The sequence below is a fragment of the Streptomyces akebiae genome, assembly GCF_019599145.1.
Taxonomy (GTDB): Bacteria; Actinomycetota; Actinomycetes; order Streptomycetales; family Streptomycetaceae; genus Streptomyces; species Streptomyces akebiae.
Genome location: NZ_CP080647.1, coordinates 9,567,145 through 9,589,469 on the forward strand (window position 1 = coordinate 9,567,145; position 22,325 = coordinate 9,589,469).

The 22,325-nt window shown below is 72.0% G+C and carries 16 protein-coding genes and 1 pseudogene; 7 read left to right on the top strand and 10 right to left on the bottom strand.

The annotated features are described in order from the left end of the window. Window positions 1-72 precede the first annotated feature (72 nt). The 6 genes from K1J60_RS41435 (at window position 73) to K1J60_RS41460 (ending at window position 5,966) form a co-directional block, all read left to right on the top strand. On the top strand, window positions 73-1,074 hold the full coding sequence (locus tag K1J60_RS41435) for a GDP-mannose 4,6-dehydratase (protein ID WP_220650713.1): 1,002 nt from the start codon (window positions 73-75) through the stop codon (window positions 1,072-1,074). Window positions 1,075-1,166: 92 nt separating this feature from the next. Further along, window positions 1,167-1,880 (top strand): nucleotidyltransferase family protein, encoded by a 714-nt coding sequence (locus tag K1J60_RS41440; protein WP_220650714.1) that lies wholly within the window; start codon window positions 1,167-1,169, stop codon window positions 1,878-1,880. Window positions 1,881-1,887: 7 nt separating this feature from the next. Then, a complete protein-coding gene (locus K1J60_RS41445; RefSeq protein ID WP_220650715.1) occupies window positions 1,888-2,967 on the top strand; it encodes an NAD-dependent epimerase/dehydratase family protein in 1,080 nt (359 codons plus the stop codon). Next, window positions 2,964-3,626 carry a spherulation-specific family 4 protein gene (locus K1J60_RS41450; RefSeq protein ID WP_220650716.1) on the top strand — a complete coding sequence of 221 codons (663 nt, stop codon included), beginning with the start codon at window positions 2,964-2,966 and terminating at the stop codon, window positions 3,624-3,626. The genes K1J60_RS41445 and K1J60_RS41450 overlap by 4 nt, the downstream gene beginning before the upstream one ends. Then, entirely contained in the window at window positions 3,623-4,435 is an 813-nt protein-coding gene (locus tag K1J60_RS41455; RefSeq protein ID WP_220650717.1) for an endo alpha-1,4 polygalactosaminidase, read from the top strand. Before K1J60_RS41450 ends, K1J60_RS41455 begins: the two co-directional genes overlap by 4 nt. 301 nt (window positions 4,436-4,736) lie before the next feature. Further along, complete coding sequence (locus K1J60_RS41460; RefSeq protein WP_220650718.1) at window positions 4,737-5,966, top strand: PP2C family protein-serine/threonine phosphatase; 1,230 nt, start codon at window positions 4,737-4,739, stop codon at window positions 5,964-5,966. Window positions 5,967-6,038: 72 nt separating this feature from the next. Here K1J60_RS41460 and ligA read toward each other — a convergent pair whose 3' ends face one another. The 6 genes from ligA to K1J60_RS41490 form a co-directional block, all read right to left on the bottom strand. Continuing rightward, window positions 6,039-8,135 (bottom strand): NAD-dependent DNA ligase LigA, encoded by a 2,097-nt coding sequence (gene ligA / locus K1J60_RS41465; RefSeq protein ID WP_220650719.1) that lies wholly within the window; start codon window positions 8,133-8,135, stop codon window positions 6,039-6,041. 233 nt (window positions 8,136-8,368) lie between these two features. Then, window positions 8,369-9,814, bottom strand: coding sequence for a glyceraldehyde-3-phosphate dehydrogenase (locus K1J60_RS41470; protein WP_220650720.1), 1,446 nt, complete (start codon window positions 9,812-9,814; stop codon window positions 8,369-8,371). Between the two features lie 111 nt (window positions 9,815-9,925). After that, on the bottom strand, window positions 9,926-10,159 hold the full coding sequence (locus K1J60_RS41475) for a hypothetical protein (RefSeq protein ID WP_220650721.1): 234 nt from the start codon (window positions 10,157-10,159) through the stop codon (window positions 9,926-9,928). 67 nt (window positions 10,160-10,226) lie between these two features. After that, the gene (locus K1J60_RS41480; RefSeq protein ID WP_220650722.1) at window positions 10,227-12,434 is read right to left on the bottom strand and encodes an endonuclease; all 2,208 of its coding nucleotides are present in this window, start codon (window positions 12,432-12,434) and stop codon (window positions 10,227-10,229) included. A gap of 441 nt (window positions 12,435-12,875) precedes the next feature. Beyond that, the gene (locus K1J60_RS41485; RefSeq protein ID WP_259408145.1) at window positions 12,876-15,731 is read right to left on the bottom strand and encodes a helix-turn-helix transcriptional regulator; all 2,856 of its coding nucleotides are present in this window, start codon (window positions 15,729-15,731) and stop codon (window positions 12,876-12,878) included. A 143-nt stretch (window positions 15,732-15,874) separates the two neighbouring features. Beyond that, window positions 15,875-17,164 (bottom strand): alpha-L-fucosidase, encoded by a 1,290-nt coding sequence (locus tag K1J60_RS41490; protein ID WP_220650723.1) that lies wholly within the window; start codon window positions 17,162-17,164, stop codon window positions 15,875-15,877. 293 nt (window positions 17,165-17,457) lie between these two features. Here K1J60_RS41490 and K1J60_RS41495 point away from each other — a divergent pair, with 293 nt between their 5' ends. Continuing rightward, window positions 17,458-17,880 (top strand): SseB family protein, encoded by a 423-nt coding sequence (locus tag K1J60_RS41495; RefSeq protein WP_220650724.1) that lies wholly within the window; start codon window positions 17,458-17,460, stop codon window positions 17,878-17,880. Between the two features lie 74 nt (window positions 17,881-17,954). On the opposite strand, the gene K1J60_RS41500 is transcribed toward K1J60_RS41495, so the two are convergent. From K1J60_RS41500 to K1J60_RS41515, 4 genes and pseudogenes are all read right to left on the bottom strand, one after another. Next, window positions 17,955-18,356: a MarR family winged helix-turn-helix transcriptional regulator gene (locus K1J60_RS41500; RefSeq protein ID WP_220650725.1), complete on the bottom strand. Its 402-nt coding sequence runs from the start codon at window positions 18,354-18,356 to the stop codon at window positions 17,955-17,957. 94 nt (window positions 18,357-18,450) lie between these two features. After that, window positions 18,451-18,621: pseudogene (locus K1J60_RS41505) on the bottom strand (VOC family protein); the annotation flags it as partial. Window positions 18,622-18,661: 40 nt separating this feature from the next. Then, window positions 18,662-20,932 (bottom strand): 1,4-alpha-glucan branching enzyme, encoded by a 2,271-nt coding sequence (gene glgB, locus K1J60_RS41510; protein ID WP_220650726.1) that lies wholly within the window; start codon window positions 20,930-20,932, stop codon window positions 18,662-18,664. Between the two features lie 4 nt (window positions 20,933-20,936). After that, window positions 20,937-22,325, bottom strand: a complete 1,389-nt coding sequence (locus K1J60_RS41515; protein ID WP_220650727.1) for a maltokinase N-terminal cap-like domain-containing protein — start codon at window positions 22,323-22,325, stop codon at window positions 20,937-20,939.

A 22,325-nucleotide genomic window follows, 5' to 3' on the forward strand; every position in this document is an offset into this window, starting at 1 on the left:
GTGCTCACCCCGACCACCGCACACCCCCACGCGCCACCCCCCACACCACCGACCGACCGGAAGGACACCCAGTTGACCTCCGCACCGCTCGCCGCCGTCACCGGAGCCGAGGGCTTCATCGGCTCCCACCTGACCGAGGCGCTCGTCGCCGCCGGACACCGGGTCCGGGCCATGGCCCAGTACAACTCCTTCTCCTCCTACGGCTGGCTGGAGACCCTGCACCCCGACGTCCTCGACCAGGTCGAGATCGTCCTCGGCGACGTCCGCGACCCCGGCTCGGTCCGCGGCCTCCTCGACGGCGCCGACACCGCCTACCACCTGGCCGCCCTCATCGCGATCCCGTACTCCTACCAGGCACCGCACAGTTACGTGGACACCAACGTCACCGGCACCCTCAACGTCCTGGAAGCCGTCCGAGCCCTCGGCACACCCCGCCTGGTCCACACCTCCACCAGCGAGACCTACGGCACCGCGCGGACCGTGCCGATCACCGAGGACCACCCCATCAACACCCAGTCGCCGTACGCCGCCTCGAAGGCCGGCGGGGACCGGCTCGCCGACAGCTACCACGCGAGCTTCGACACCCCCGTCGTGACCCTGCGGCCGTTCAACACCTTCGGGCCCCGCCAGTCGATGCGCGCGGTGATCCCCACGGTGATCGGCCAGGTCGCGGCGGGGCAGCGCACCATCACCCTCGGCGATCTGCGTCCCACCCGGGACTTCACCTTCGTCAAGGACACCGCGCAGGCGTTCCTGACCGTCGGTACCGCGCCCGCCGAGCAGGTCGTGGGGCGCACCTTCAACGCCGGCACCGGGGGCGAGATCTCCATCGGCGACCTCGTCGCGCTGATCGGCAAGGTCATGGACAGCGAACTCGACGTCCGCGAGGACGAGGCACGCATCCGGCCCGTGAACTCCGAGGTGATGCGGCTCGTCGCGGACGCGAGCCGGCTGACCGCCGCCACCGGCTGGCAGCCCGCCCACACCCTGGAGGAAGGCCTCGCGCACACCGTGGAGTTCTTCCGCGACCCGGCGAACCTCGCCCGCTACAAGACCGGCATCTACAACATCTGACTCCCGTCGGGCCGCGTCGGCGGAGCACGACCCCGTGCGTCGCCGCGCATCCCCGAAGTCCACCAGTCCACGAAGCACGAAGGAGGAGCACCATGCACGCAGTGATCCTGGCGGGAGGCAAGGGCGTCCGGCTGCGGCCCTACACGACCGCGCTGCCGAAGCCGCTCGTCCCCATCGGCGACCAGCACGCCATCCTGGAGATCGTGCTGCGCCAGCTCTCCGCGGCCGGCTTCACCCACGTCACCCTCGCCATCGGCCACCTCGGCGAGATCATCCGTGCCTACGTCGGCGACGGCTCCCAGTGGGCCCTGACCGTCGACTACGCCCCCGAGGAGAGCCCTCTCGGAACCATGGGCCCGCTGCTCAACCTGCGCGACCGGCTGCCCGAGTCCTTCCTCGTGATGAACGGCGACGTCCTCACCGACCTCGACTACGCCGATGTCCTGTGCCGGCACCGGGAGTCCGGGGCGCCGCTCACCATCGCCACCTACGCCCGCAAGGTCCACATCGACTTCGGTGTCCTGACCACCGACGACAGCAAGGTCGTCGCCTTCACCGAGAAGCCGAGCATGGACTACCGCGTCTCCATGGGTGTCTACGGCGTGTCCCGCTCCACCCTGGAGGGTTACACCCCCGGACTGCCCCTCGGTTTCGACGAGTTGGTCCTCGACCTGATAAGGGCTCAGAACCAGCCGCACGCCTACGACTTCGACGGGTACTGGCTGGACATAGGCCGTCCGGACGACTACGACCGGGCCAACGCCGAGTTCACCACCCGCAAGTCGCTTCTGCTCAAGGGAGCCTGAGCACCACATGCGCATTCTCGTCCTGGGTTTCACCGGATATCTGGGCACCCATGTCGTCGAGGGGCTGCGCGCCCTGCCGGGCGCGCTGGTCCTCGGCGCCGGCCGCGCGCCCACCGCCGACCACGCCGTCGACCTCGCCACCGTCCGCCCCGCGGAACTGGCGAAGACCCTGGCGTCGGCCGCGCCCGACACCGTGGTCAACTGTGCGGGCGCGACCGGCGGTGACCCCGTCACCCTCGCCGAGGTCAACGCCCGCGGCCCCGCCGTCCTGTGCGCGGCGCTCCGCGAGGCCGCCCCCGGCGCACGGCTGGTGCACCTGGGCTCGGCCGCCGAGTACGGGCCCGGCGTCCCGGACGTCCGGGTGACGGAGTCGGCGGCCACCCGTCCGCTCGCCCCCTACGGCGCGACCAAGCTCGCGGGAACGGTCGCCGTCACCACGTCCGGCCTGGACGCGGTGGTCCTGCGGGTCGGCAACCCGGTCGGCCCCGGCGCGCCGCCCACCAGCCTCCCCGGCCGCATCGCCACCCTGCTCCGCACCGCCGGGCCCGGCCCCGAGGCCGTGGTCCCGCTCGGCGCCCTCTCCGCGTACCGCGACTTCGTCGACGTCCGCGACGTCACCCGAGCGGTCGTCCTCGCGGCCACGGCCCCCGGCCCCCTGCCGCCCGTCCTCAACATCGCCGGCGGCCGCGCCGTCCCGGTCCGTGAGGTGGTGCGGTGCCTGGCCGACAAGGCCGGCTTCCGAGGGCGGATCATGGAGAACGCGACGGGGCCGAGCGCGTCGGCGGGCGCGGGCGGGAGCACGGGACGGGGCGCGGGGGCGGTCGGCGCGGCTCACGCGGCCGGGTCGGTTCGGTCGGCGGACGTGTCGTGGCAGTGCTCCGACATCACCGCCGCCGAGACGGCCCTCGGCTGGCGACCGGCCCACACCCTGGACGACGCGCTCACCGCACTGTGGGAGAGCGGCGGAGCCGCCGGGGAACGCGGAGCCGCCGGGGAACGGGACGGCGCCGCGGAACACAGGACCGTCGGGGGACGGGACGGCGTCGGGGAACGCGGGGGCGGCGAGAAGGGTGTCCGTACGCCGTGAGTCTGCTGATCCCGCTGTACGTCCACCCGGCCGAGGACCCGGGCGCCTGGCTCCGCCTGATCAGGGCGGCGCCCCGTACCTACGCCGTCGTCCTCAACCCCGCGAACGGCCCCGGCGACGTCCCCGACCCCGCGTTCACCGCGGCGGCCGGGGCGCTGCGCGCGGCCGGGGCCCGGCTGCTCGGCTATGTCGACACCGACTACGGGGTGCGCGACCGCGCCGAGATCGCCGACGACGTACGCCGTCACCAGGAGTGGTACGCGGCCGACGGCTGCTTCCTCGACCAGGTGACGGCCACCCCGGACGGCCTGCCCGCCTGCCGCAGGCTCGTCCGGGCCGTCCGCCGGCTCGGCGCCGCCACCGTCGTCCTCAACCCCGGCGTCCACCCGGCACCGGGGTACGCCCGCCTCGCCGATCTGACCGTCACCTTCGAGGGCCACTGGTCGACGTACGTGTCGGCGTTCAGCCGACCGGCCTGGGTCGCCCGCCACCCGCCCGAGCGCCTCTGCCACCTCGTCTACGGCGTCCCCGAGGCACTCGTACCGCTCGCCGTGCGCACCGCGCACGACCGGGGCGCCGCCGTCTGCGGCCCGGTGACCGGCGAACCGCCCAACCCCTGGGCCCAGTTGACGCCCGCGCTCACCGGGACGGACCGATGAGGAGAAGGAGACCGGCGTTCGGGCATGTGGCGCTGCTGGCCGCCCTCCTGGCCTCGACGCTGGCGGGCTGCGGCGGCGACCCCGACCCGGATTCCGGCTCCACGTCCGGGCCGCGGTGGAGACCCCGGCCCGGTCTCGCCTGGCAGTGGCAGCTGGACGGAAGGGTCGACCCCTCCGCGGACGTGCCCGTCTACGACATCGACGGGTTCGAGAACTCCGCGAAGGACGTGGCCCGGCTGCACCGGGACGGCCGCAAGGTCATCTGCTACATCAACGTCGGCGCCTGGGAGGACTTCCGGCCCGACAAGGACTCCTTCCCCCGCTCGCTGCTCGGCGAGGAGAACGGCTGGGCGGGCGAACGCTGGCTGGACATAAGGCAGTTGGACGTCCTGCGGCCCCTCATGGAACGCCGCTTCGACATGTGCCGCGACAAGGGCTTCGACGCGGTGGAGCCCGACCTGGTGGAGGGCTACGGCGACGACACCGGCTTCCCGCTCACCGCGCGGGACCAGCTCGCCTACAACCGCATGATCGCGGACATCGCCCACGAACGCGGCCTGGCGGTGGGCCTGAAGAACGACCTGTCCCAGATACCCGAACTGCTGGCCGACTTCGACTTCGCCGTCAACGAGGAGTGCGCCCAGTACGACGAATGCGGGCGGCTCTCGCCCTTCGTCGAAGCAGGCAAGGCCGTGTTCCACGTGGAGTACACCGAACCCAGGAGCAGCTTCTGCGCGGAGTCCCGTCGGCTCGGGCTCTCGTCGATGGTCAAACGGCTGGAGCTGGGGGTGTGGCGGCAGCCATGCTGAGCGCGGAGGAGCCGGTGGCCGTGGGCGGCCCCGACTGGGCGGAGAAGGCACCCCGAGGACTTCCGGTTGCGTCTGCTCCATGTCTCCGCCGTCGACGAGGGCTCCGACACCCGCGACGAACTCCTCACCCTGCGTGACCGTTGCCCGCCTCCGGCGGCTCCGCCATGTCCGCGACGCTGCGTCCTCATTCGCACACCCGTGCGTGACCTGGCGGTTTCCCTGGGAACAGAACCGCGCCCGGGCGGTCCCGTGCTCCTATGGTGGAGATCACAGGCAGGCGACGGACGCTGAGGCGGCGACCATGGCGGAGACGGCGATCGACTACGCGGCGGTGTTCCAGGCGCTGCCGGGCATGGTGGCGCTGCTGACACCCGAGCTGGTGTACGCGGACGCGAACGAGGAGTTTCTGCGGGTGTCGGGGCGCACCCGAGAGCAGGTCGTCGGCCGGTATCTCTTCGACGTGTTCCCCGACAACCCCGACGACCCGTCGGCGGACGGGATGCGGAATCTGGCGGCCTCCCTCGACCGTGTGGTGGAGAGCGGCGAGCGGGACGCGATGGCGTTGCAGCGCTTCGACGTGGAGTCCGCCGAGCGGCCTGGGGAGTGGGAGGAACGGTACTGGAGTCCGGTGAACGCGCCGATCCTCGGCACCGACGGGAAGGTGACGCTGCTGATCCACAGGGTGGAGGAGGTCACCGAGCTGATCCGCGCCCGCGAGCGCGCCCCGGGCGACCGGGCCCGGGTGCTGGAGGCCGAGCTCTACACCCGTGCCCGGGAGCTGCAGGAGGTCAACGAACGGCTGCGTGAGGCGCACGCCCACGAACGGGAGGTGGCGCTCGCCCTGCAGAAGGCGATGCTGCCCGCGCCCAACCCGGTCGGACACCATCGCGCGGCCGTCCGCTACCAGCCGGCGACGGACGCGCTGAACGTGTGCGGCGACTGGTACGACCTGGTCAGCCTGGCCGGCGCCGACCGCATCGGGGTCGCCGTCGGTGACGTGGTCGGGCACGGCCTGGCCGCGGCCGGCGTCATGGGCAAGCTCCGCAGCGCGCTGAGCGCCGCGTCCCTGGTGGCCGACGGTCCCGCCCAGGCACTGGACGCGCTCGGCCTGTACGCCCGCTCCGTCGACGGCGCCGAGAACACCACCGCCGTGCAGACCTGCGTCGACTGGGACACCCACACCATCACCTACAGCAGCGCCGGCCATCTGCCGCCGGCGGTGCTGTGCCGCGACGGCACGGTCGTCTTCCTCGACGGAGCCACCGATCCGCCGCTCGGCGCCCGTCCCGAGCACATCCCTCGCCCCGAGGCCACCGTCGACTTCAGCGAGGGCGACACCCTGGTCCTCTACACGGACGGTCTGATCGAACGCCGTGACGAGGACATCGACGTCAGCCTTGGCCGCCTCGCCGAAGCGCTCACCCGCCATCGCCGCTCCACCCCGGAGTTCCTCGCCGACGCCCTCCTCCTCGACCTCCTCCACCACGGCCGCGCCACCGACGACACGGCCCTCGTGATCGTCCGGCTGTGAGCCGGCGGCCGGTGCGCGGCGCCGACAACCGCAGGCCGGGCCTCGGCCTGGCGTCGATCGCGGCACGCCGGGTCAGTCGAGGAAGTCGGCCACCAGCGCGGCGAACTCGTCCGGGTCGGCCAGCCGGACGCCCAGGGTCTCGGCCTTGGCGCGCTTGGAGCCGGCGTTCTCCCCCGCGACGACCAGGGAGGTCTTCTTGGAGACGCTGGAGGAGGCGCGTCCCCCGGCGCGTTCGATGAGTTCGTTCATCTGGTTGCGGCTGAGCTTTTCCAGGACGCCGGTCATCGCGCCCGTCACCACGACGGCCATCCCGGCGAGCGGCCCGCCCGCGGCCTCGGGGCCCTCCTCGGTGTCGGTGGGGTTCTCGTCGGCCGGCGCGGGAGGCGTGGCGCCCGGCTCGGTCATGTTCACCCCGGCCGCCACGAGCTTGTCGATGAGCGGGGCGAGTTCGGCGAGTTCGGCCACGATCGACGGGGCCTTCTCGGTGCCGATGCCCTCCACCCGCTGGATCGCCTCGGCGTCCGCCGCGCGGATGTTGTCCATGGTGGCGAAGTACCGGGCGATACGGCGGGACATGGATCGTCCGGTGCCCCGCACCCCCAGCGCGCACAGCACCCGCGACAACGGCCGCCCCTTGGCCGCGTCCAGCGCGGCGAGGAGGTTGTCGGTGCTGGTCTCCCCCATGCGCTCCAGCCGGAGGAGCTGCTCCCGGGTGAGGGCGAACAGGTCCGCGAGGTCGGTCACCAGGCCCGCCTCGACGAGCTGGACGACCCGGGTGTGCCCGAGCCCCTCCACATCGAGCTGGTCGCGGCCGACGGCGTACGACAGGGAGGCCACCAAGTGGCAGTTGCGGCCGTTCTCGCAGCGCCAGCGCTGTTCGCCGGTGTCGATGCCGGAGCCGCATCTCGGGCACACCTCGGGAAAGACGATGGGCTGTTCGTCGCCGGTGCGCAGATGGGCGACGGGGGCCTCCACGCGCGGGATCACGTCACCGGCGCGGTGCACCATGACGTGGTCGCCCAGCCGCAGATCGCGGCGGGTGATGTCGGCCGGGTTGTGCAGGGTGGCGTACGTGATGGTGGAGCCGTCGATCTCGACGGGCTCCAGCACGCCGCGCGGCGCGATGATGCCGGTGCGGCCGACGTTCCACTGCACCTCCAGCAGCCGCGTGATCTTCTCGACGGCGGGCAGCTTGTAGGCGATCGCCCAGCGCGGAGCGCGGGAACCGGACCCGGCGGCCTGCTGGTCGGCGGCCAGGTCGGCCTTGACGACGATCCCGTCGATCCCGAAGGGCAGCCCGGCCCGCAGCGCGGCGATCTCCGTCACCCGGGCGAGGACCTCCTCGACGGAACCGGCGGTGACACCGGGCACGGCCGTACCGGCGGTGGTGTTGACCCCCAGTTCGGCGGCGCGGGTCATCAGGTCGCTGTGGGCGAGTTCCGCCAGCCTGGCGGCGTCGGTGGAGTCCGTGCCCGGCAGCGCCAGCATCCCGTACCCGAAGAACGTCATCGGCACGGTGTAGGCACGCTCCCTGGCGCGCAGGGTGCCCGCCGCGGCGTTGCGCGGGTTCGCGAACGGCTGCCCGCCGTGTTCGGTGCGTATCTCGTTGGCGTGCTCGAACTGGGCGGTGGTCATGAGGACTTCGCCCCGCACCTCCACCGTGACCGGCTCGGCGAGCTCGCCCGGCAGCCCCTCGATGGTGCCGATGGCGTGCGAGACGTCCTCCCCGGCCGTCCCGTCGCCGCGGGTGATCAACCGCGTGAGCCGTCCCCGTGTGTAGCGCGCGGCGACCGCGAGCCCGTCGAGCTTGGGCTCCACGCTGAACCGCTCCACGTCGTGGCCGATCCGCCGGGCCAGCGACGCCGTCCACGCGGTGAACTCCTCGCCCGAGAACACGTTGTCCAGGCTCAGCATCGCCACCGTGTGCGGCACGTCCCCCTCGACCGCCCCACCGGCCACCTTCCCGGTCGGCGAGTCCGGCAGTATCTGGTCGGGATGCTCGGCCTCCCACAGCGCGATGCCCCGCACGAGGCGGTCGTAGGTGTCGTCGTCCAGCACCGACGTACCGCCCGTGTAGTAGGCGGCCGAGGCCTTCACCGCGTCCTCGACGGCCTGCGCGTAGGCGGCGGCATCCACGATCACAGCAACTGATGTCGTCATGCGGACCATCCTGCCTCCCACCACTGACAACGCCCTCGGGCGACGCCTCGCAGGCTGGGGGGCTTCTGATGGATCTCCGCGGCGTCGCGACGCCCGGCACGCACTCTCGCACCCGGAACCGTAGATCCCGCCACAGACAACGCGGTCCTCGGCTCACGGCGCCATCCCACCCCTGGGCACACCACGGGCCGGACGAGCGGATCGCTCGTCCGGCCCGTGGCCGGGGTACTGCGGCGCGACGGTCAGACCGCCGGAGCCGGGTACGTCGGGTACTCCACCCCGGAGACGTGCTGGACGACCCGGATGACCTGGCAGGAGTAGCCGAACTCGTTGTCGTACCAGAGGTAGAGGATCGCGTTGTCGCCGTCGACCTTGGTGGCACCGGCGTCGACGATCGAGGCGTGCCGGGAGCCGATGAAGTCGCTGGAGACCGAGTCGGGCGCGTTGGTGAAGTCGATCTGGCGCTTGAGCGGGGAGGTCAGCGAGACGCCCCGGAGGTAGTCGAGGACCTCCTCGCGGTCGGTCTCGCGGCCGAGGCGCAGGCTGAGGATCGCGATCGAGACGTCCGGGACGGGGACGCGGATCGAACTGCCGGTGATCGGCGCCTTCAGGTCGGGCAGCGCCTTGGCGACGGCCGAGGCGGCACCCGTCTCCGTGATGACCATGTTGAGCGGCGCGGAGCGGCCGCGGCGGTCCGACTTGTGGTAGTTGTCCAGCAGGTTCTGGTCGTTGGTGAACGAGTGGACGGTCTCCACATGTCCGCGCAGCACACCGAACTCGTCGTCCATCGCCTTCAGCGGCGGCACGATCGCGTTGGTGGTGCAGGACGCGCAGGACAGGATCTGCTCGTCCGGCTTGATCGTGTCGTGGTTGACGCCGTGCACGATGTTCGGGACGTCACCCTTGCCGGGCGCGGTCAGCACGACCTTGTCGATGCCGGGACGCAGGTGCTTCGACAGACCCTCACGGTCGCGCCACTTGCCCGTGTTGTCGATGAGGATCGCGTTCTTGATGCCGTACTCGGTGTAGTCGACCTCGGACGGGTCCCCGGCGTAGATCACCTTGATCTCGTTGCCGTTGGCGTTGATCGTGCTGGTCGCCTCGTCGACGGTGATCGTGCCCTGGAACTGGCCGTGGATGGAGTCCCGGCGCAGCAGCGAGGCACGCTTGACGATGTCCTGATCCCCACCGCCGCGCACCACGATGGCGCGCAGCCGCAGCCCGTTGCCCGAGCCGGCCTTCTCGATGAGCAGGCGGGCCACGAGGCGGCCGATGCGGCCGAAGCCGTAGAGGACGACGTCGCGTCCCTCCCCGCCCTCGATCTTGTTGGCGCCGGTGGCACCGGCGACGGCCTCGGCGGTGAACTCCGCGATCGACAGGCCTCGGTCGTCGGCCTGGTAGGCCTCGGCGAGCAGACCGATGTCGATCTGGGAGGGGCCGAGGTCGAGCGTGGTGAGGGTCTGCAGGAACGGCAGGGTGTCGGTGACCGACAGCTCCACGCCGGCGATCTGGCGGGCGAACCGGTGGGTCTTCAGGATGCTGACCACCGACTTGTTCACCAGGGAGCGGCTGTGCAGCAGGACCGTCACGTCCCGCTCGCGGTGCAGCTTCCCGATGATCGGGATCATCGATTCCGCGATCTCCTCGCGGTGCTTCCAGACGGTGAACGAGTCCTCGTTGAGAGTCACAGGTTTATCTTTCGAGCTAGGCGGCGCTCATATGCTAAACGGTCGCCGAAAGGACCACGCCACCGGGGTCCGAGCCCGGTGGCGTGGCCCTCGAACGAGTTCAGCGGCTGCTCACGAGACGCGCCAGGACGCGGCGTAGGGCTGGGCGAACTGGGTGATCCGGTGGGCGCGCACGACGACCTTCGCGCCACCGGCGGGGACACCCCTCCAGTTGACCTGCTCGACGTTGTTGACGCGGTCGAAGCCGGCGCCCGTGCCCATGTTGCCGTGGTGCTCCTGACCGCCTGCGCGGACGATCGGATCCAGGTCGTTCCGCAGAGCCGCGCCGGGCGGGTCGGTCCACACCAGGGGTGACCTTCGGGGTGCGGGCCGCCCCTTGGGGCCGCTGCATCAGCTCGGCCGGGCGGGTGGTTCAGGGCCAGACGCCGGAAAAGTCGATCTTCTGCGCCCACTCCGGGTGGTCTATCAACGGGTTGCGGTCGCCCTGCAGTTCGGCGATGGCGGCGTTGCGATGGCGTTCGTACTCGCTCACCGGCTCGCCGGCGTGCCAGGCCAGCAGAGTGGGCAGCCGGCTCTCGGGGAACTCGGTCCGGACATCACCGACCAGACCCGGATAGCGAAGCAGGAAGTAGAGGGTGGCCCGGGCCACCGCTCCCTTGCCGGCCTCCGGCTCGAAGCCGATCACGGCTCGGTCGGAGCCGACGGGGTCGCGCATTCCGCATTCCTCCCGTTCGGCTTCCCGGAAGTTCGGGAAGTCGAAGTAGGCGAAGTTGTTGCGGAAGCTGTTGCACGCGACCTCGCAGGCGAACAGATGGTGGAGGTCCCCGCGCATCGGCTCCTTGTGCGCGAACCACGACTGCGGCACCACGTGTTCGCAGTTGAACGGCATCGAGGCCTCCAGCGCGTCGAACTCGGCCTCGAACTCCGCCGGACCCGCCGCGCGTTCCCGCACGAAGAGTTCCTGAACGCGGGCCAGCCGTGCCTCCGCCACGGCCGCGTCCGCCCTGATGAACTCCTCGGGGGAGAAGTCCTTCCCGGAGTAGATGCTGCGAAGCCGCCCGTCTCTGTGCAGGTCGACCCAGGGGTAGACCAGGCGGTCGGGCCGGTACTTGGGCCGGGGGGAGTGGGTGTCCTCCAGCAGTTCGGTGAGCGCGCGGCGCAGTGCCTCCGCGTCGCCGGTGTCGATGCCCGCGTAGTAGGTGTCGCGCGCGGCGGCATCGGCCTGCCGGTCGTAGTACGGCCGTTCCCGCCCGAGGCGAAGGCTGATCAGAGCGGCCTCCACGTCCCTCTCGACCGCCGACGCACCGTCCGGGGGCGACGGCGGTGCGGGCGCGAGGAAGGGCGCAGGGCTGGACATCGGCGTCACGGGATGGGCCGACAGGTCGAGTCCGACGCTGATCCTCAGGGGGACGGTGAGGTGGGCGATGCCGTCGGTCACCTGGACGCGTGCGCCATCGGTGCCGGGCAGTCCCTTCGCCCCGTCCACCGAGGGCGTGGAGGGGGCAGTGGGCAGCGGGGTGCCGACCGGTGCCGTGACCGTTTCACCGGTCGGCCCGGCGGTGAGCACCTCGTCGCGCAGCCGGGCCGCCGCACCGGTCAGCCTGATCGTGCTCAGCGCGCGCAGTATCCGGCTGATGCGCACCCCTTCGTTGGCCACCCAGGCCACTCGATCCTCGCCCATCTCCGGTGTCCACAGGGTGCCGTCGACGCTCAGGGGGCGGCCCTCGGCGTCGGTCTTCGGGACGGCCGAGTGGTGCAGTGCGACGACCTCCCACTGGTCGTTGAGGACCGGCGCACCCGACGAGCCCCGAAGGGTGTCGGTCGTGGAATGCAGGAACCGGTCCAGGATGTCGACGACCAGGTTCTCCCGCAGTGCCACTTGCTTGGGCTCGCCTCCGGGGTGCTGGATGACGTTGACGAACTCCCCGATGACGATCTTGCCCTGCTCCTCGCTGAGGGGCAGTAGGCCGAAGGAGGAGAGGGCTTCGCCTCGGCCTCCTTGCTCGGCCACCGCGACCAGGGTGAAGTCCAGTTCCCGGTCGGTGACGAAGAACCGCTGCGGCTCCAGTGGGAACACCGCCGGTACCAGGGGCCGGCCGTCCATCCCGGCCTGCAGAGCGAACGCGACGGTGCTGCGGCGTGCCTCCTCCTGACTGCGCAGCACATGGTTGTTGGTCAGCAGCAGGGAGGGCGAGACCATGAAGCCGGTGCCGTGGCCGCCGCCCGGCCCGCTGAGGGTGACCCGGCCGACCGAGCGGGCCACCAGCGCGCCCTTCTCCAGGAACGCGACCGGGGTGAGGTTGTTGCGCCCGATCAGGCGCTCCAGCCCCAGCATGTCACTGCCGAAGTGCTCGGGCGGCAGCCGCAAGGTGCTCCCGGACGTCGTGCGGGGCTCGGTCGGTTCCCGGTCGATCGCCCTGGCCTGGGACCAGTCGGTGCCGAGGCGGTTCAGCCGCTTCTCGACGCGCTCCGGTTCGTCGGCGTACAGCACGCCGCGGGTCCGGAGCAGTTTCTGATTGCGCTTGCGCCGCTCGGCCCGCTCCGCGAACCGGTCCGCGGCCCTCGTCAGCTGTGACAAGTAGCCGGATTCCGTGGGGGAGAAGAGTTCCGCCGTTGTCATGGGTCCGCCTCCCATGGGAAGGGGTGGGGAGTACGGCGCGCCACGCCACGAGTCGTGAGCTGAGCGATGCCTCGTCGGGGTGGGTGCCGAGGCGGCCGTGCGCGAAGAGCGCGGCCTCGCACGGGAGATCGCGGACCGGCCGTCACTGCGGCGTTCCGGGCACCTCGCGCTGTGGAGCGCTGCCGGGCACATGTCTTGGTGAACCGGTCCGCAGTCGCGTCGGCGAACCGGTCCGCAGTCGCGCGCGGACCTCCACAACTCCTGGGACGAGCCGTCGGCTTGATCCCATTCCAGGGTGGTCCCGGCCGCTCCTTGTGTTCGCTGCCCCCTCTTCCATGCTGACAGCAAGGGCAAACGCGCGCAAAAGGGCGGACATGTTCCCCGTCGGAGATCATGTCCGGCTCCGTCGTCCCGGATCTGGAGTTCAGCGCGGCCGCCGGCTCAGGCGTTGCCCTCGCGTAGCTCGTCACGGGTCTGCAGGGCCGCCAGCGCCGCACGCGACGTGACGCCGGTCTTGCGGTAGATGCGGGAGAGGTGGGTCTCCACCGTGCGCGGGCTGAGGAAGAGTCGCTCGGCGATGGCGGGACTGGTCAGGCCCTTCGCGACGAGGGCGGCGATCTCCCGCTCCCGCGCGGACAGCGCGGCCAGCACGGGCAGCTGCACGGCCGCGGGTTCCGGCGACGGCGTCCCGGCGTCCGCTCCCCTTCCCACACCCACCTCCGGGCCGGTCTCCGACTCCACGAAGACCGCAGGACGGATCGCCTCCGCGAGGCCGGTCAGCAGGTGAGCGCCGGCCTCGCCGCTCAGCCGTACCGCGCGCTCCCACATGGCACGGGCCCGGGCGGGGCGCCCCGCCGACGCGGTCAGCGGCGCCCCCATCAGCAGGGACTGCGCCTCCCACAGCCCACCCCGGCCCCGGCCGGCCTCCTCGGCGGCCTGCTCGAACAACTCGGACGCGGCGGCCAGATCACCCTCGGCCAACCGCACTTGCGCCCGGCTGCGCAGCGCGGACGCCCGCTGCGCCATGAGATCCAGCCGCTCCGCCTCCTTACGGGCGCGCTCCGCCCACTGCCGGGCATCGCCGTGGTCCCCGGTGAGCACGGAGGCGGAGACGAGGACCTCGGTGAACAGGGGTCGCATGCCCGGCTGCAGACCGGCGAGATCCTCCCCGCCCGCCCGCAGCAGGGCCGCCCGGGCCCGCACCGGATCACCGGCGTGGAGCGCGGCGAACCCCAGCACGCACCAAGCGATGGACGCCCACCAGCCGGTACCGGCGCCGGCCCGGGCGACGGCCTCCTCGGCCACGGCCACCGCACCACCGTCACCCGGCGGGAGCGCGGGGACCAGCGCCTGGGCCTTGGACGCCAGGACGAAGGCGAGCAACTCGTCGCTGCCGATGCCCCGGGCTATCGTCTCCGCCTCCTCCGCGAGTTCCAGGGCCGACGCCAGACGCAGTGTCATGACGTGGAGATGGGACAGGCAGAGCAGCAGATGCGGCACCACATAGAGCAGACCGCCCCGGCGGGCGATCACGAGGCCGCGCTCGGCGTGCCGTTCGGCGTCGGCGTACCGTTCCAGGAACGCCTCCGCCCAGCTGAGCCGGGCCAGTGGTTCGCACAGCCCCGCGAGATCCTGGTCGGTGAGGGAGTCGATGAGCGCGGCCGCCCGGTCGGTCGCCTCGGCGGCGGCCTCGGGGTTGCCCTCGTACGCCTCCCCGAGCGCGGTGACGGCGAGCCCGCCCGCCTCCGCGACCTCGTCGCCCAGCGACCGGGCCAGCTCCAGCGTGCGGGCCACGTCGTCGCGCACGTCCGGGTACGGGCTGGCGTGCGGCGCGGACGAGCCCAGCTCCAGGCCGAGTCGGACGGTCTCGGCGGGGGAGAGGTCGGCGCCCCGGGCCAGTTCGCGGCGGAGCAGGGCAACGGCCTCCGTGTACCGGCCGAGATGGCGCTCCATCACCGCGCACAGCGTGACGGCCAGGGCTCGTGCGCCGTCATCGGTGCCCGGCGGCGACAGGCTGATCACCTCGTGCAGCAGGTCCCGGCTCTCGCGCAGCCCGCCGCAGGCGCCGAGCGCCTCGGCCCGGCGCAGCATCAGATCCCGGCGCGGCACGCCGTGCACCGGCCGCTCGGGCAGGTGCGCGAGGGCGACGCCGAGCCAGTGGGCGCTGCTCGCCGGCGCGGTCGCGGCGGCCTGGCGGGCGGCCTCGGTGAGCACGGCCACGGCGTGCGGGTCCCAGCCGGTCAGCGCCCGCTCGACGTGGTGCGCCCGTTCGCTGACCGGCGCTCCGATCCGGGCCAGTTCGGCGGCGGCCAGGTGGTGCATCCGGGTGCGCAGGGTGGGATCGGTGGTGTCGTGGACGAGGGACCGCAGCACCGGATGCCGGAGCGCCCAACGGCCGTCGGGACCCGGTCGCGCGAGATCTCGCACGGTCAACTCCCGGAAGTCCGACTCAAGTTCATGCTCCGGGCGACCGGTGACGGCCGCCACCAGAGCGGGTGCCGCGTGGTCGCCGAGCACGGCCACGGCCTGGACCGTCCGTCGCTGGTCGTCGGTGAGCGGAGTCAGTTCGTCCAGCAGCAGCGAGCTGAGCCCCGCCGGCCTGCCGGCCTGGAGCAGGGCGAGAAAGTACAGCGGGTTTCCCTCGCTGGCCGTGTACAGCTCGGCGGCGAGACCGGCCGGGCGGTCCGGGGCCAGCGCCGCGAGGCAGGCGTCCCGGTCCAGCGGGCCCAGTTCGAGGCGGAGCACCGTCCCGGACTCCACACCCCGGGTGAGGGCGGCGACGAGCCGCGGCGCGGTCTGCCGTTCCCGCCGGGCCACCACGATCACCACGGGTGCGCGCCGCGGCGGATGCCGGACGAGATGGTCGAGGAGCTCCAGGGACGCCGGGTCCGCCCAGTGCACGTCGTCGAGGGCCACCACGAGGCCGGTGCCGGTGCGCGCGATCCGGGTCAGGAAGGCCGCCGCCGCGCGTTGCAGGGCGAAACGGTCCATGGTGTGGGCCTCGGCGAACGGGGACGGGATCCCAGTTTCGCTGTCGAGGTCGGCGAGGGCGTCGGCGAGAGGCTGATAGGGCAGGTGCCGCTCGTACTCGGTCGCCCGGCCGCGCAGCACCGTCAGGCCCCGGTCCCGCGCCCGTGCGCAGAACTCGGCGACCAGCCTGCTCTTGCCGATACCCGCCGCGCCGGTGACGTCCACGACCGCCGGGCCGTGGCCTGTCCCGGTCAGCCCGTCGAGTACGCCGGCGAGGCGAGCCAGCTCGGTCTGCCGGCCCACCAGCGGAGCCACGTCCCACGGCAATGCGATTCCCCCTGAAACGGGCCCGGGGCCGTCCCGGGCCGATCCGGAGGTTCATGAACGCGAACCCACCGGTCGATTCCGAGGATTGTACGTAGGTCCCGACATGTCCCCGGTCCGCTCCGGCCCCCGCCTCCGGAGACGGGTCAGTCGCGGCCCGAGCCCCGGTAGAGGTCCAGCTCTCCTTCCAACTCCACGGCGAGGACGGTCGCGTACGGGTCGAGGTCGGCCTCCGCGGGCGCGTCGATCCACGTCACGCCGGGCACCGCGTCGAGGCCGCCGATCACCCGGTGGCCCAGCTCGGTGCCCGTGCCGAGGACGGTGACCCTGGTGACGGGATTGCGCAGCCCCCGTACCGCCACCGACTCACGCGGCACGTCGAAGCACGTCAGGTACAGGGTGCGCCGGTCGGCGGAGAGCGTGCTCGGACCGTAGTGGTGTCCTGCGGGCAGTCCGGCGGCCGTGCCGTACACGGCGTCGGAGTGCCGCCGAATCCATGCCCCGAGCCCTTCCAGCCGCTCGATCTGCTCGGCGGGGATCGTCCCGTCCGCCCTCGGCCCGACGTCCAGCAGCAGATTGCCGCCCATGCCGATCGTCTCGGCGAAGTAACGCACCAGCTGCCGCACGGATTTGTGGTTGTGATCCGCGTGCTGGAAGCCCCATGAGTCGTTGATGGTCAGACACAACTCCCAGGGGCCCTCGGGTGCTTCGAGCGGCACGCCCTGTTCCGGGGTGGCGTAGTCGCCGTACGAGAGCATGCGGGCGTTGAGCACGGTGTCCGGGTTCTCCCTGAGGATCAGCTCGGCCAACTCCCGCATCCGCCACTGCTGTTCGGTGCGCTCCCACTCACCGTCGAACCACAGCAGATCGGGGCGGAACCGTTCGACCAGCTCGCCCACCTGGCCGTCCCGGTAGGCGAGGTAGCGCTCCCAGGCGGCCGGGTCTTCCTCACCGGGTGCGGCGTGCGAGTAGGGATTGGCGTCGTTGCCGCCCGGGTGGTCGTTCGTCCACAGGTCGATCTCCGGGTGGCGGACACTGGCGTAGTCGGGGTGGTTCCAGTCGGAGTGCGAGTAGTAGAGGCCGACCTTGAGCCCCCGCTCGCGCAGCGCGTCGACGTACCCGGTGATCAGGTCCCGGCCCGCCGGCGTGCGGTGGACGACGCCCAGGTCGCCCTGGGCGGTGTCCCACAGGGCGACGCCGTCGTGGTGGCGGGCCGTGAGCACCGCGTACTTCGCACCCACCCGGGCGAACAACTCGGCCCAGGCGGCGGGGTCGTACGCGGACGCGGTGAAGCCGTCGAGCTGTTTCATGTACCGCTCGTGCGTCACCTCGCCCCAGTAGAAGGACCAGGACTCCGGCACCCCGTCCACGGCGTAGATGCCGTAGTGGATGAAGATGCCCAGCTTGGCGGCGGGAAACCAGGTTTGCATGGTCATGCGGCCACGCTAGGTGCGGGCTCCCGGCGGGCGCGTGGGCGCGGGTCACCACAACTGGTTCATTTTCACTCCCTCCGCGGCGCGGAAGATCGGGATGGACGGGCCCTGTCGAAGCGACCGCGCCCGGCGGGGTCGGGCCCGCCGGGCCCCTCGGGCCCTCAGCGGCCCCTCGCGCCCCATATGCATCGGTCGGGTAGAGGAATGCCCGTCTCCCCGTCGGGTACGCGAGGGGCGCAGCGCCCGGGACGGACGCCGTCCCGGGCGGCCCTTCCGCTACTACCTGGGATCTTGTGATGGACATACCCACCAATGGCAACAACCCGCCTCAGGCCGCCTCGCCGGCCCAGCGCGCGCTGACCGCGCTCGCCTTCGACACCCATGACACGGCCGCGCTCCACACGCTCGCCGACACCGACGTGCTGATCCCGGTCCCGGACGACGCCGACGAGGCGGCCGTGAACGATCCGACGGCCGTGGCGCTGCCCGTGCTGGAGCAGCCCGGCGGCGAGCAGATCGTGCCGGTCTTCACCTCGGAGCCCGCGATGGCGGAGCTCCTGCCCTATGTGTCGCGCTACCGGCTGGTACCCCTGGGCGCCCTGGCCTCCCAGTGGCCCGCCGACGCGGACCTCTCCCTCACCATCGACGCCGGCTCCCCGCACGGCCTCACCCTGGACGCCCACGACGTGGGCACCCTCCTGGGAGGCCAGGGGATCTGACCCGCACGGGGACCACTCGCCCGACGGACGAGGGGACGGCCCTCACGGCGTTCCACGCAGGCCCGAGGGCGGGGTCAGTCCTGTCGCAGCATGCGGGCCAGAACGGCACGCTGCAGGGGCTGGACCTCCGTGTGCAGCCTGCGGCCCTTGTCCGTCAGGGTGACCCACACGCCGCGCCGGTCCTCCACGCACACGGACCGCTCCACCAGGCCGTCCTTCTCCAGTCGGCCGATCAGCCGGGACAGCGCGCTCTGGCTGAGGTGGACCTTCTCGGCGATGTTCTGCACGCGGCACAGGTCCCCGGCCGCCGTGGCCGCCGCCATCCCCGACGCGAGGACGTCGAGGACCTCGAAGTCACTGGCGCCCAGCCCGTGCGGATGCAGCACGCGATCGATCTCGCACATCGTGCGGGCGTGCACGGACAGGATGTCCCGCCACTGGTCCTCGAGCCGGACACCGGTCGTGTTCGCTGCCATATGTGCACGGTAACAGAGGGCCCACCGGTCGTTGTCCGTGCAACTAGTGCAGGTGCAACCATCGCCCCCGGCCCTACTGCGTCGCCGCCGTGTCCTACTGCAGAAGCCCGATCAGGTTGCCGTCGCTGTCCTTCACCGAGGCGATCAGCCGGCCGCCGCCCACGTCATGGACGTCCTCCAGCGTCTGCGCCCCGGCCCCGAGCAGCGCCGCGAGTGTCGTCCGGATGTCGCCGACGTGCCAGTACGGCACCGGCCAGCCCGATCCAGGTCCTGGACGGGGTAGACGACGGTCTTCAGTCCGGCGGTCATGGCGCACTCCTTCGCGGCGCTCTCGGGGCCTCCGGGCGGAGCCACACCGTGGCCAGCGGGGGCAGGGTCAGGCGGACACTCACCGGCCGCCCGTGCCAGGCGTGCGGCTCGGCCTCGACAGGGTCGGGACGGGTGACACCGCTGCCTCCGTAGACGGCCGCGTCCGTGTTCAGCACCTCGCGCCATGCCGCGACGTCGTCCGGCACCCCGAGCCGGTAGTCCTCCCGCACCACCGGGCTGAAGTTGGAGACGGCCAACAAGGGCGTCCCGTCCGCGGCGAGCCGCAGGAACGCGAAGACGTTGTCCTCGGCGGCGTCCGCGCTCACCCACTGGAAGCCGGCCGGGTCGGTGTCCCGCTGCCAGAGGGCCGGCGTGTGACGGTAGGTCGTGTTGAGGTCACGGACGAGGTCCCGCACACCGCGGTGGTCGGCCTCCGCGCCGTACCCGGGATCGAGCAGCCACCAGTCCGGCCCGTGCGCCTCCACCCACTCCCCGCCCTGGGCGAACTCCTGCCCCATGAAAAGGAGTTGCTTGCCCGGATGGGCCCACATGAAGCCGAGGTAGGCGCGGTGGTTGGCGCGCTGCTGCCACCAGTCGCCCGGCATCTTCGACACCAGCGCCCGCTTGCCGTGCACGACCTCGTCGTGGGAGATGGGCAGGACGTAGTTCTCGCTGTACGCGTACACCATCGAGAACGACATCTCGTTGTGGTGGTACTTGCGGTGCACGGGTTCGTGCTCGATGTAGCCCAGCGAGTCGTGCATCCACCCCATGTTCCACTTCAGGCCGAAACCCAGCCCGCCGCTGTCGGTCGGCCGGGTCACCCCGTCCCAGGCCGTGGACTCCTCCGCGATGGTCACCACACCCGGCGCCCGCCGGTACACGGTGGCGTTCATCTCCTGGAGGAAGGCGACCGCGTCCAGATCCTCGCGCCCGCCGAACACATTGGGGGACCACTGTCCTGAGTCCCGCGAGTAGTCGAGGTAGAGCATGGAGGCGACCGCGTCCACCCGCAGCCCGTCGACGTGGTACTCCTCGCACCAGTACACGGCGTTCGCCACGAGGAAGTTGCGCACCTCGGTGCGACCGAAGTCGAACTCGTACGTCCCCCAGTCCGGATGCTCCGCCCGCCGGCTGTCCCCGGGCTCGTACAGCGGCTCCCCGTCGAAGCGGCCGAGCGCCCAGTCGTCCTTCGGGAAGTGGGCGGGCACCCAGTCGACGATCACCCCGATCCCGGCCCGGTGCAGGGCGTCGACGAGGTACTTGAAGTCGTCCGGGGTGCCGAGGCGGGCGGTCGGGGCGTAGAAGCCGGTGACCTGGTAGCCCCAGGAACCGCTGAACGGGTGCTGGGCGACCGGCATCAACTCGACATGGGTGAAACCGAGGTCGGAGACATACGCGGGCAGCACCTCGGCGAGTTGACGGTACGTCAGTCCAGGCCGCCAGGACGGAAGATGGATCTCGTACACGGAGAACGGCGCCTCGTGCACCGGGACGTCCCCGCGCCGGGCCATCCACTCCGCGTCGCCCCACTCGTAGTGCGAGGCGTGGACGACGGACGCCGTCGCCGGGGGAGCCTCCGCCCGGCGGGCCATCGGGTCGGCCTTGAGCAGACGCCTGCCGTCGCGCGTGGCGATCTCGAACTTGTAGTGGGCGCCCTCGCCCACCCCCGGCAGGAACAGCTCCCAGACCCCGGAGGAACCGAGCGACCTCATCGGGAACGCCGTCCCGTCCCAGCAGGCGAAGTCCCCGACGACCCGCACCCCTCGGGCGTTCGGCGCCCAGACGGTGAAGCGGGTGCCGGTGACGCCCTGGTGGGTCATCGGCTCGGCCCCCAGCGCCCTCCACAGCTGCTCGTGCCGCCCCTCCCGGATCAGATGCAGATCCAGCTCGCCGAGAGCGGGCAGGAAACGGTACGGGTCGTGCACCTCGTGGTCGGCATCCTCGTACGACACGAACAGCGTGTACGCGGGGACGGCGTCGAGCGGCAGGAGGACGGAGAAGAGGCCGTCGCCCTCCGAGGCGAGATAGGTGCGCTCGCCCTCGATCACGACACTCACGGCATGGGCGTACGGGCGCAGGGCCCGCACGGCGATCCCGCCGCCCGGCACCGGATGGGCGCCCAGCAGGGCGTGCGGATCGTGGTGCGCGCCGGAGAGCAGCCGTGCACGCTCCTCGGGGGGCAGGGGCGGGGCGGCCACGGTCAGCCTGGGGCGGCGCCGGGGCGGGCCGGCCGACTCGGGGGGCGTGGTGTCACGCAGGGCCACGGCTTCAGTCTCCTCTCACGGCGAGACGCTCGATCGCCGCCATCGGTACGGGGAGCCAGTCGGGTCGGTGCCGGGCCTCGTAGAGGACCTCGTACACCGCCCGGTCCGTCTCGTAGGCGCGCACCAGACCGTGCTTGCCGCGCGGGTCCCAGCCGGCGCGGGCCGCGTAGCCCGCGCAGTAGGCCTCCCGGCAGCGGCGCGCCCACTCCGGGCGCCAGGGCCGGCGCTGCCGGGCGGCGTAGTCGAAGGAGCGCAGCATCCCGGCGATGTCCCGCACCGGCGACTGTGTGCCGCATCGTTCGGCGAGCGGACGGGACGGCTCGCCCTCGAAGTCGATGACGAACCACTCCGGGCCGGCCCGCAGCACCTGCCCCAGATGCAGATCGCCGTGCACGCGCTGCGCGGGCGGCCCCGCGTCGCACGCGAGCAGGGCGCGGAAGGCCGTGCGCAGTCCGGGGACGTACGGCCGCAGGGCCGGTACGCAGCGCGCGGCGGCGTCGAGCCGTTCGGTCATCGCGGCCGCCGTCCGCGCGTTGTCGTCGTGGGCTCCGGCGGGGAAGGCCGAGGCCAGAGCCAGATGCACCTCCGCCGTGGCCCGGCCCAGCTCACGGGCCTGCGCCGTGAAGTCCTGCCCGGCGGCGAGCGCGCCGAGCGCCAGTGTCCAGCCGTCCGACGCGTCGGGCAGGAACGGCTGGAGCACGCCGAGTGTCGCCGGGAAGGGATCGGTCGTCCGGAACCAGGCCACCGGCGCCGGCACCCGGCCGCACCCCTGCTTGGCCAGCGCGCCCGGCACCTCCAGATCGGGGTTCACTCCCGGTTGGATGCGCCGGAAGACCTTCAGGATGTACTCGTCCCCGTACACCAGCGAGGAGTTGGACTGCTCGGCGTCCAGCAGCCGGGGCGCCAACCGGGCCGGTACCCGTGCGCCGGGGTCCGCCTCGAAGCGCAACGGGCCCGCCGAGCCGGGATGCCGCAGCCGTTCGAGGAGCAATTCGGCCGACCGGGCGTCGTACAGTGCGTCGTACACCGTCAGACCGGCGAGCGGCCCCTCGTGCGCCTGCCCGATGAGCGCTCGGGCCAGGCGCGGCACCGGATGCTCACGCACCCCGAGCAGGAGCTGATAGCAGTCACCGGCCGACGGAGTTCCCCACGGCGCGGGCACCCCGCCGTGACCGGTGTGGCTCGGCTGGCCGGTGTGCACGAGCAGATGCAGGCAGCCCGGATACAGCTCGGTCATCGACAACAGCGCGAGATCCGTGACCGGCCGGTCCTTGCCTGCGAACCAGCGTTGCCGTGGCAGCCACTCGCGCAGCAGCCCCGCCAGCGAGGTCATGAGGCCGACGTCGACCTCTTCGCCGCTCGGCCGGAGCAGTGCGGATGCGGTCTTCGACAT

Excerpts from the sequence above, each read along its gene's own strand:
- K1J60_RS41440 (WP_220650714.1), top strand. The coding sequence starts at position 1,167 with ATGCACGCAGTGATCCTGGCGGGAGGCAAGGGCGTCCGGCTGCGGCCC.
- K1J60_RS41455 (WP_220650717.1), top strand. The coding sequence starts at position 3,623 with ATGAGGAGAAGGAGACCGGCGTTCGGGCATGTGGCGCTGCTGGCCGCC.
- K1J60_RS41495 (WP_220650724.1), top strand. The coding sequence starts at position 17,458 with ATGGACATACCCACCAATGGCAACAACCCGCCTCAGGCCGCCTCGCCG.
- K1J60_RS41490 (WP_220650723.1), bottom strand. The coding sequence starts at position 17,164 with ATGACCATGCAAACCTGGTTTCCCGCCGCCAAGCTGGGCATCTTCATC.
- ligA (WP_220650719.1), bottom strand. The coding sequence starts at position 8,135 with ATGGTCCGCATGACGACATCAGTTGCTGTGATCGTGGATGCCGCCGCC.
- K1J60_RS41445 (WP_220650715.1), top strand. The coding sequence starts at position 1,888 with ATGCGCATTCTCGTCCTGGGTTTCACCGGATATCTGGGCACCCATGTC.
- K1J60_RS41480 (WP_220650722.1), bottom strand. The coding sequence starts at position 12,434 with ATGACAACGGCGGAACTCTTCTCCCCCACGGAATCCGGCTACTTGTCA.
- K1J60_RS41515 (WP_220650727.1), bottom strand. The coding sequence starts at position 22,325 with ATGTCGAAGACCGCATCCGCACTGCTCCGGCCGAGCGGCGAAGAGGTC.
- K1J60_RS41460 (WP_220650718.1), top strand. The coding sequence starts at position 4,737 with ATGGCGGAGACGGCGATCGACTACGCGGCGGTGTTCCAGGCGCTGCCG.
- K1J60_RS41500 (WP_220650725.1), bottom strand. The coding sequence starts at position 18,356 with ATGGCAGCGAACACGACCGGTGTCCGGCTCGAGGACCAGTGGCGGGAC.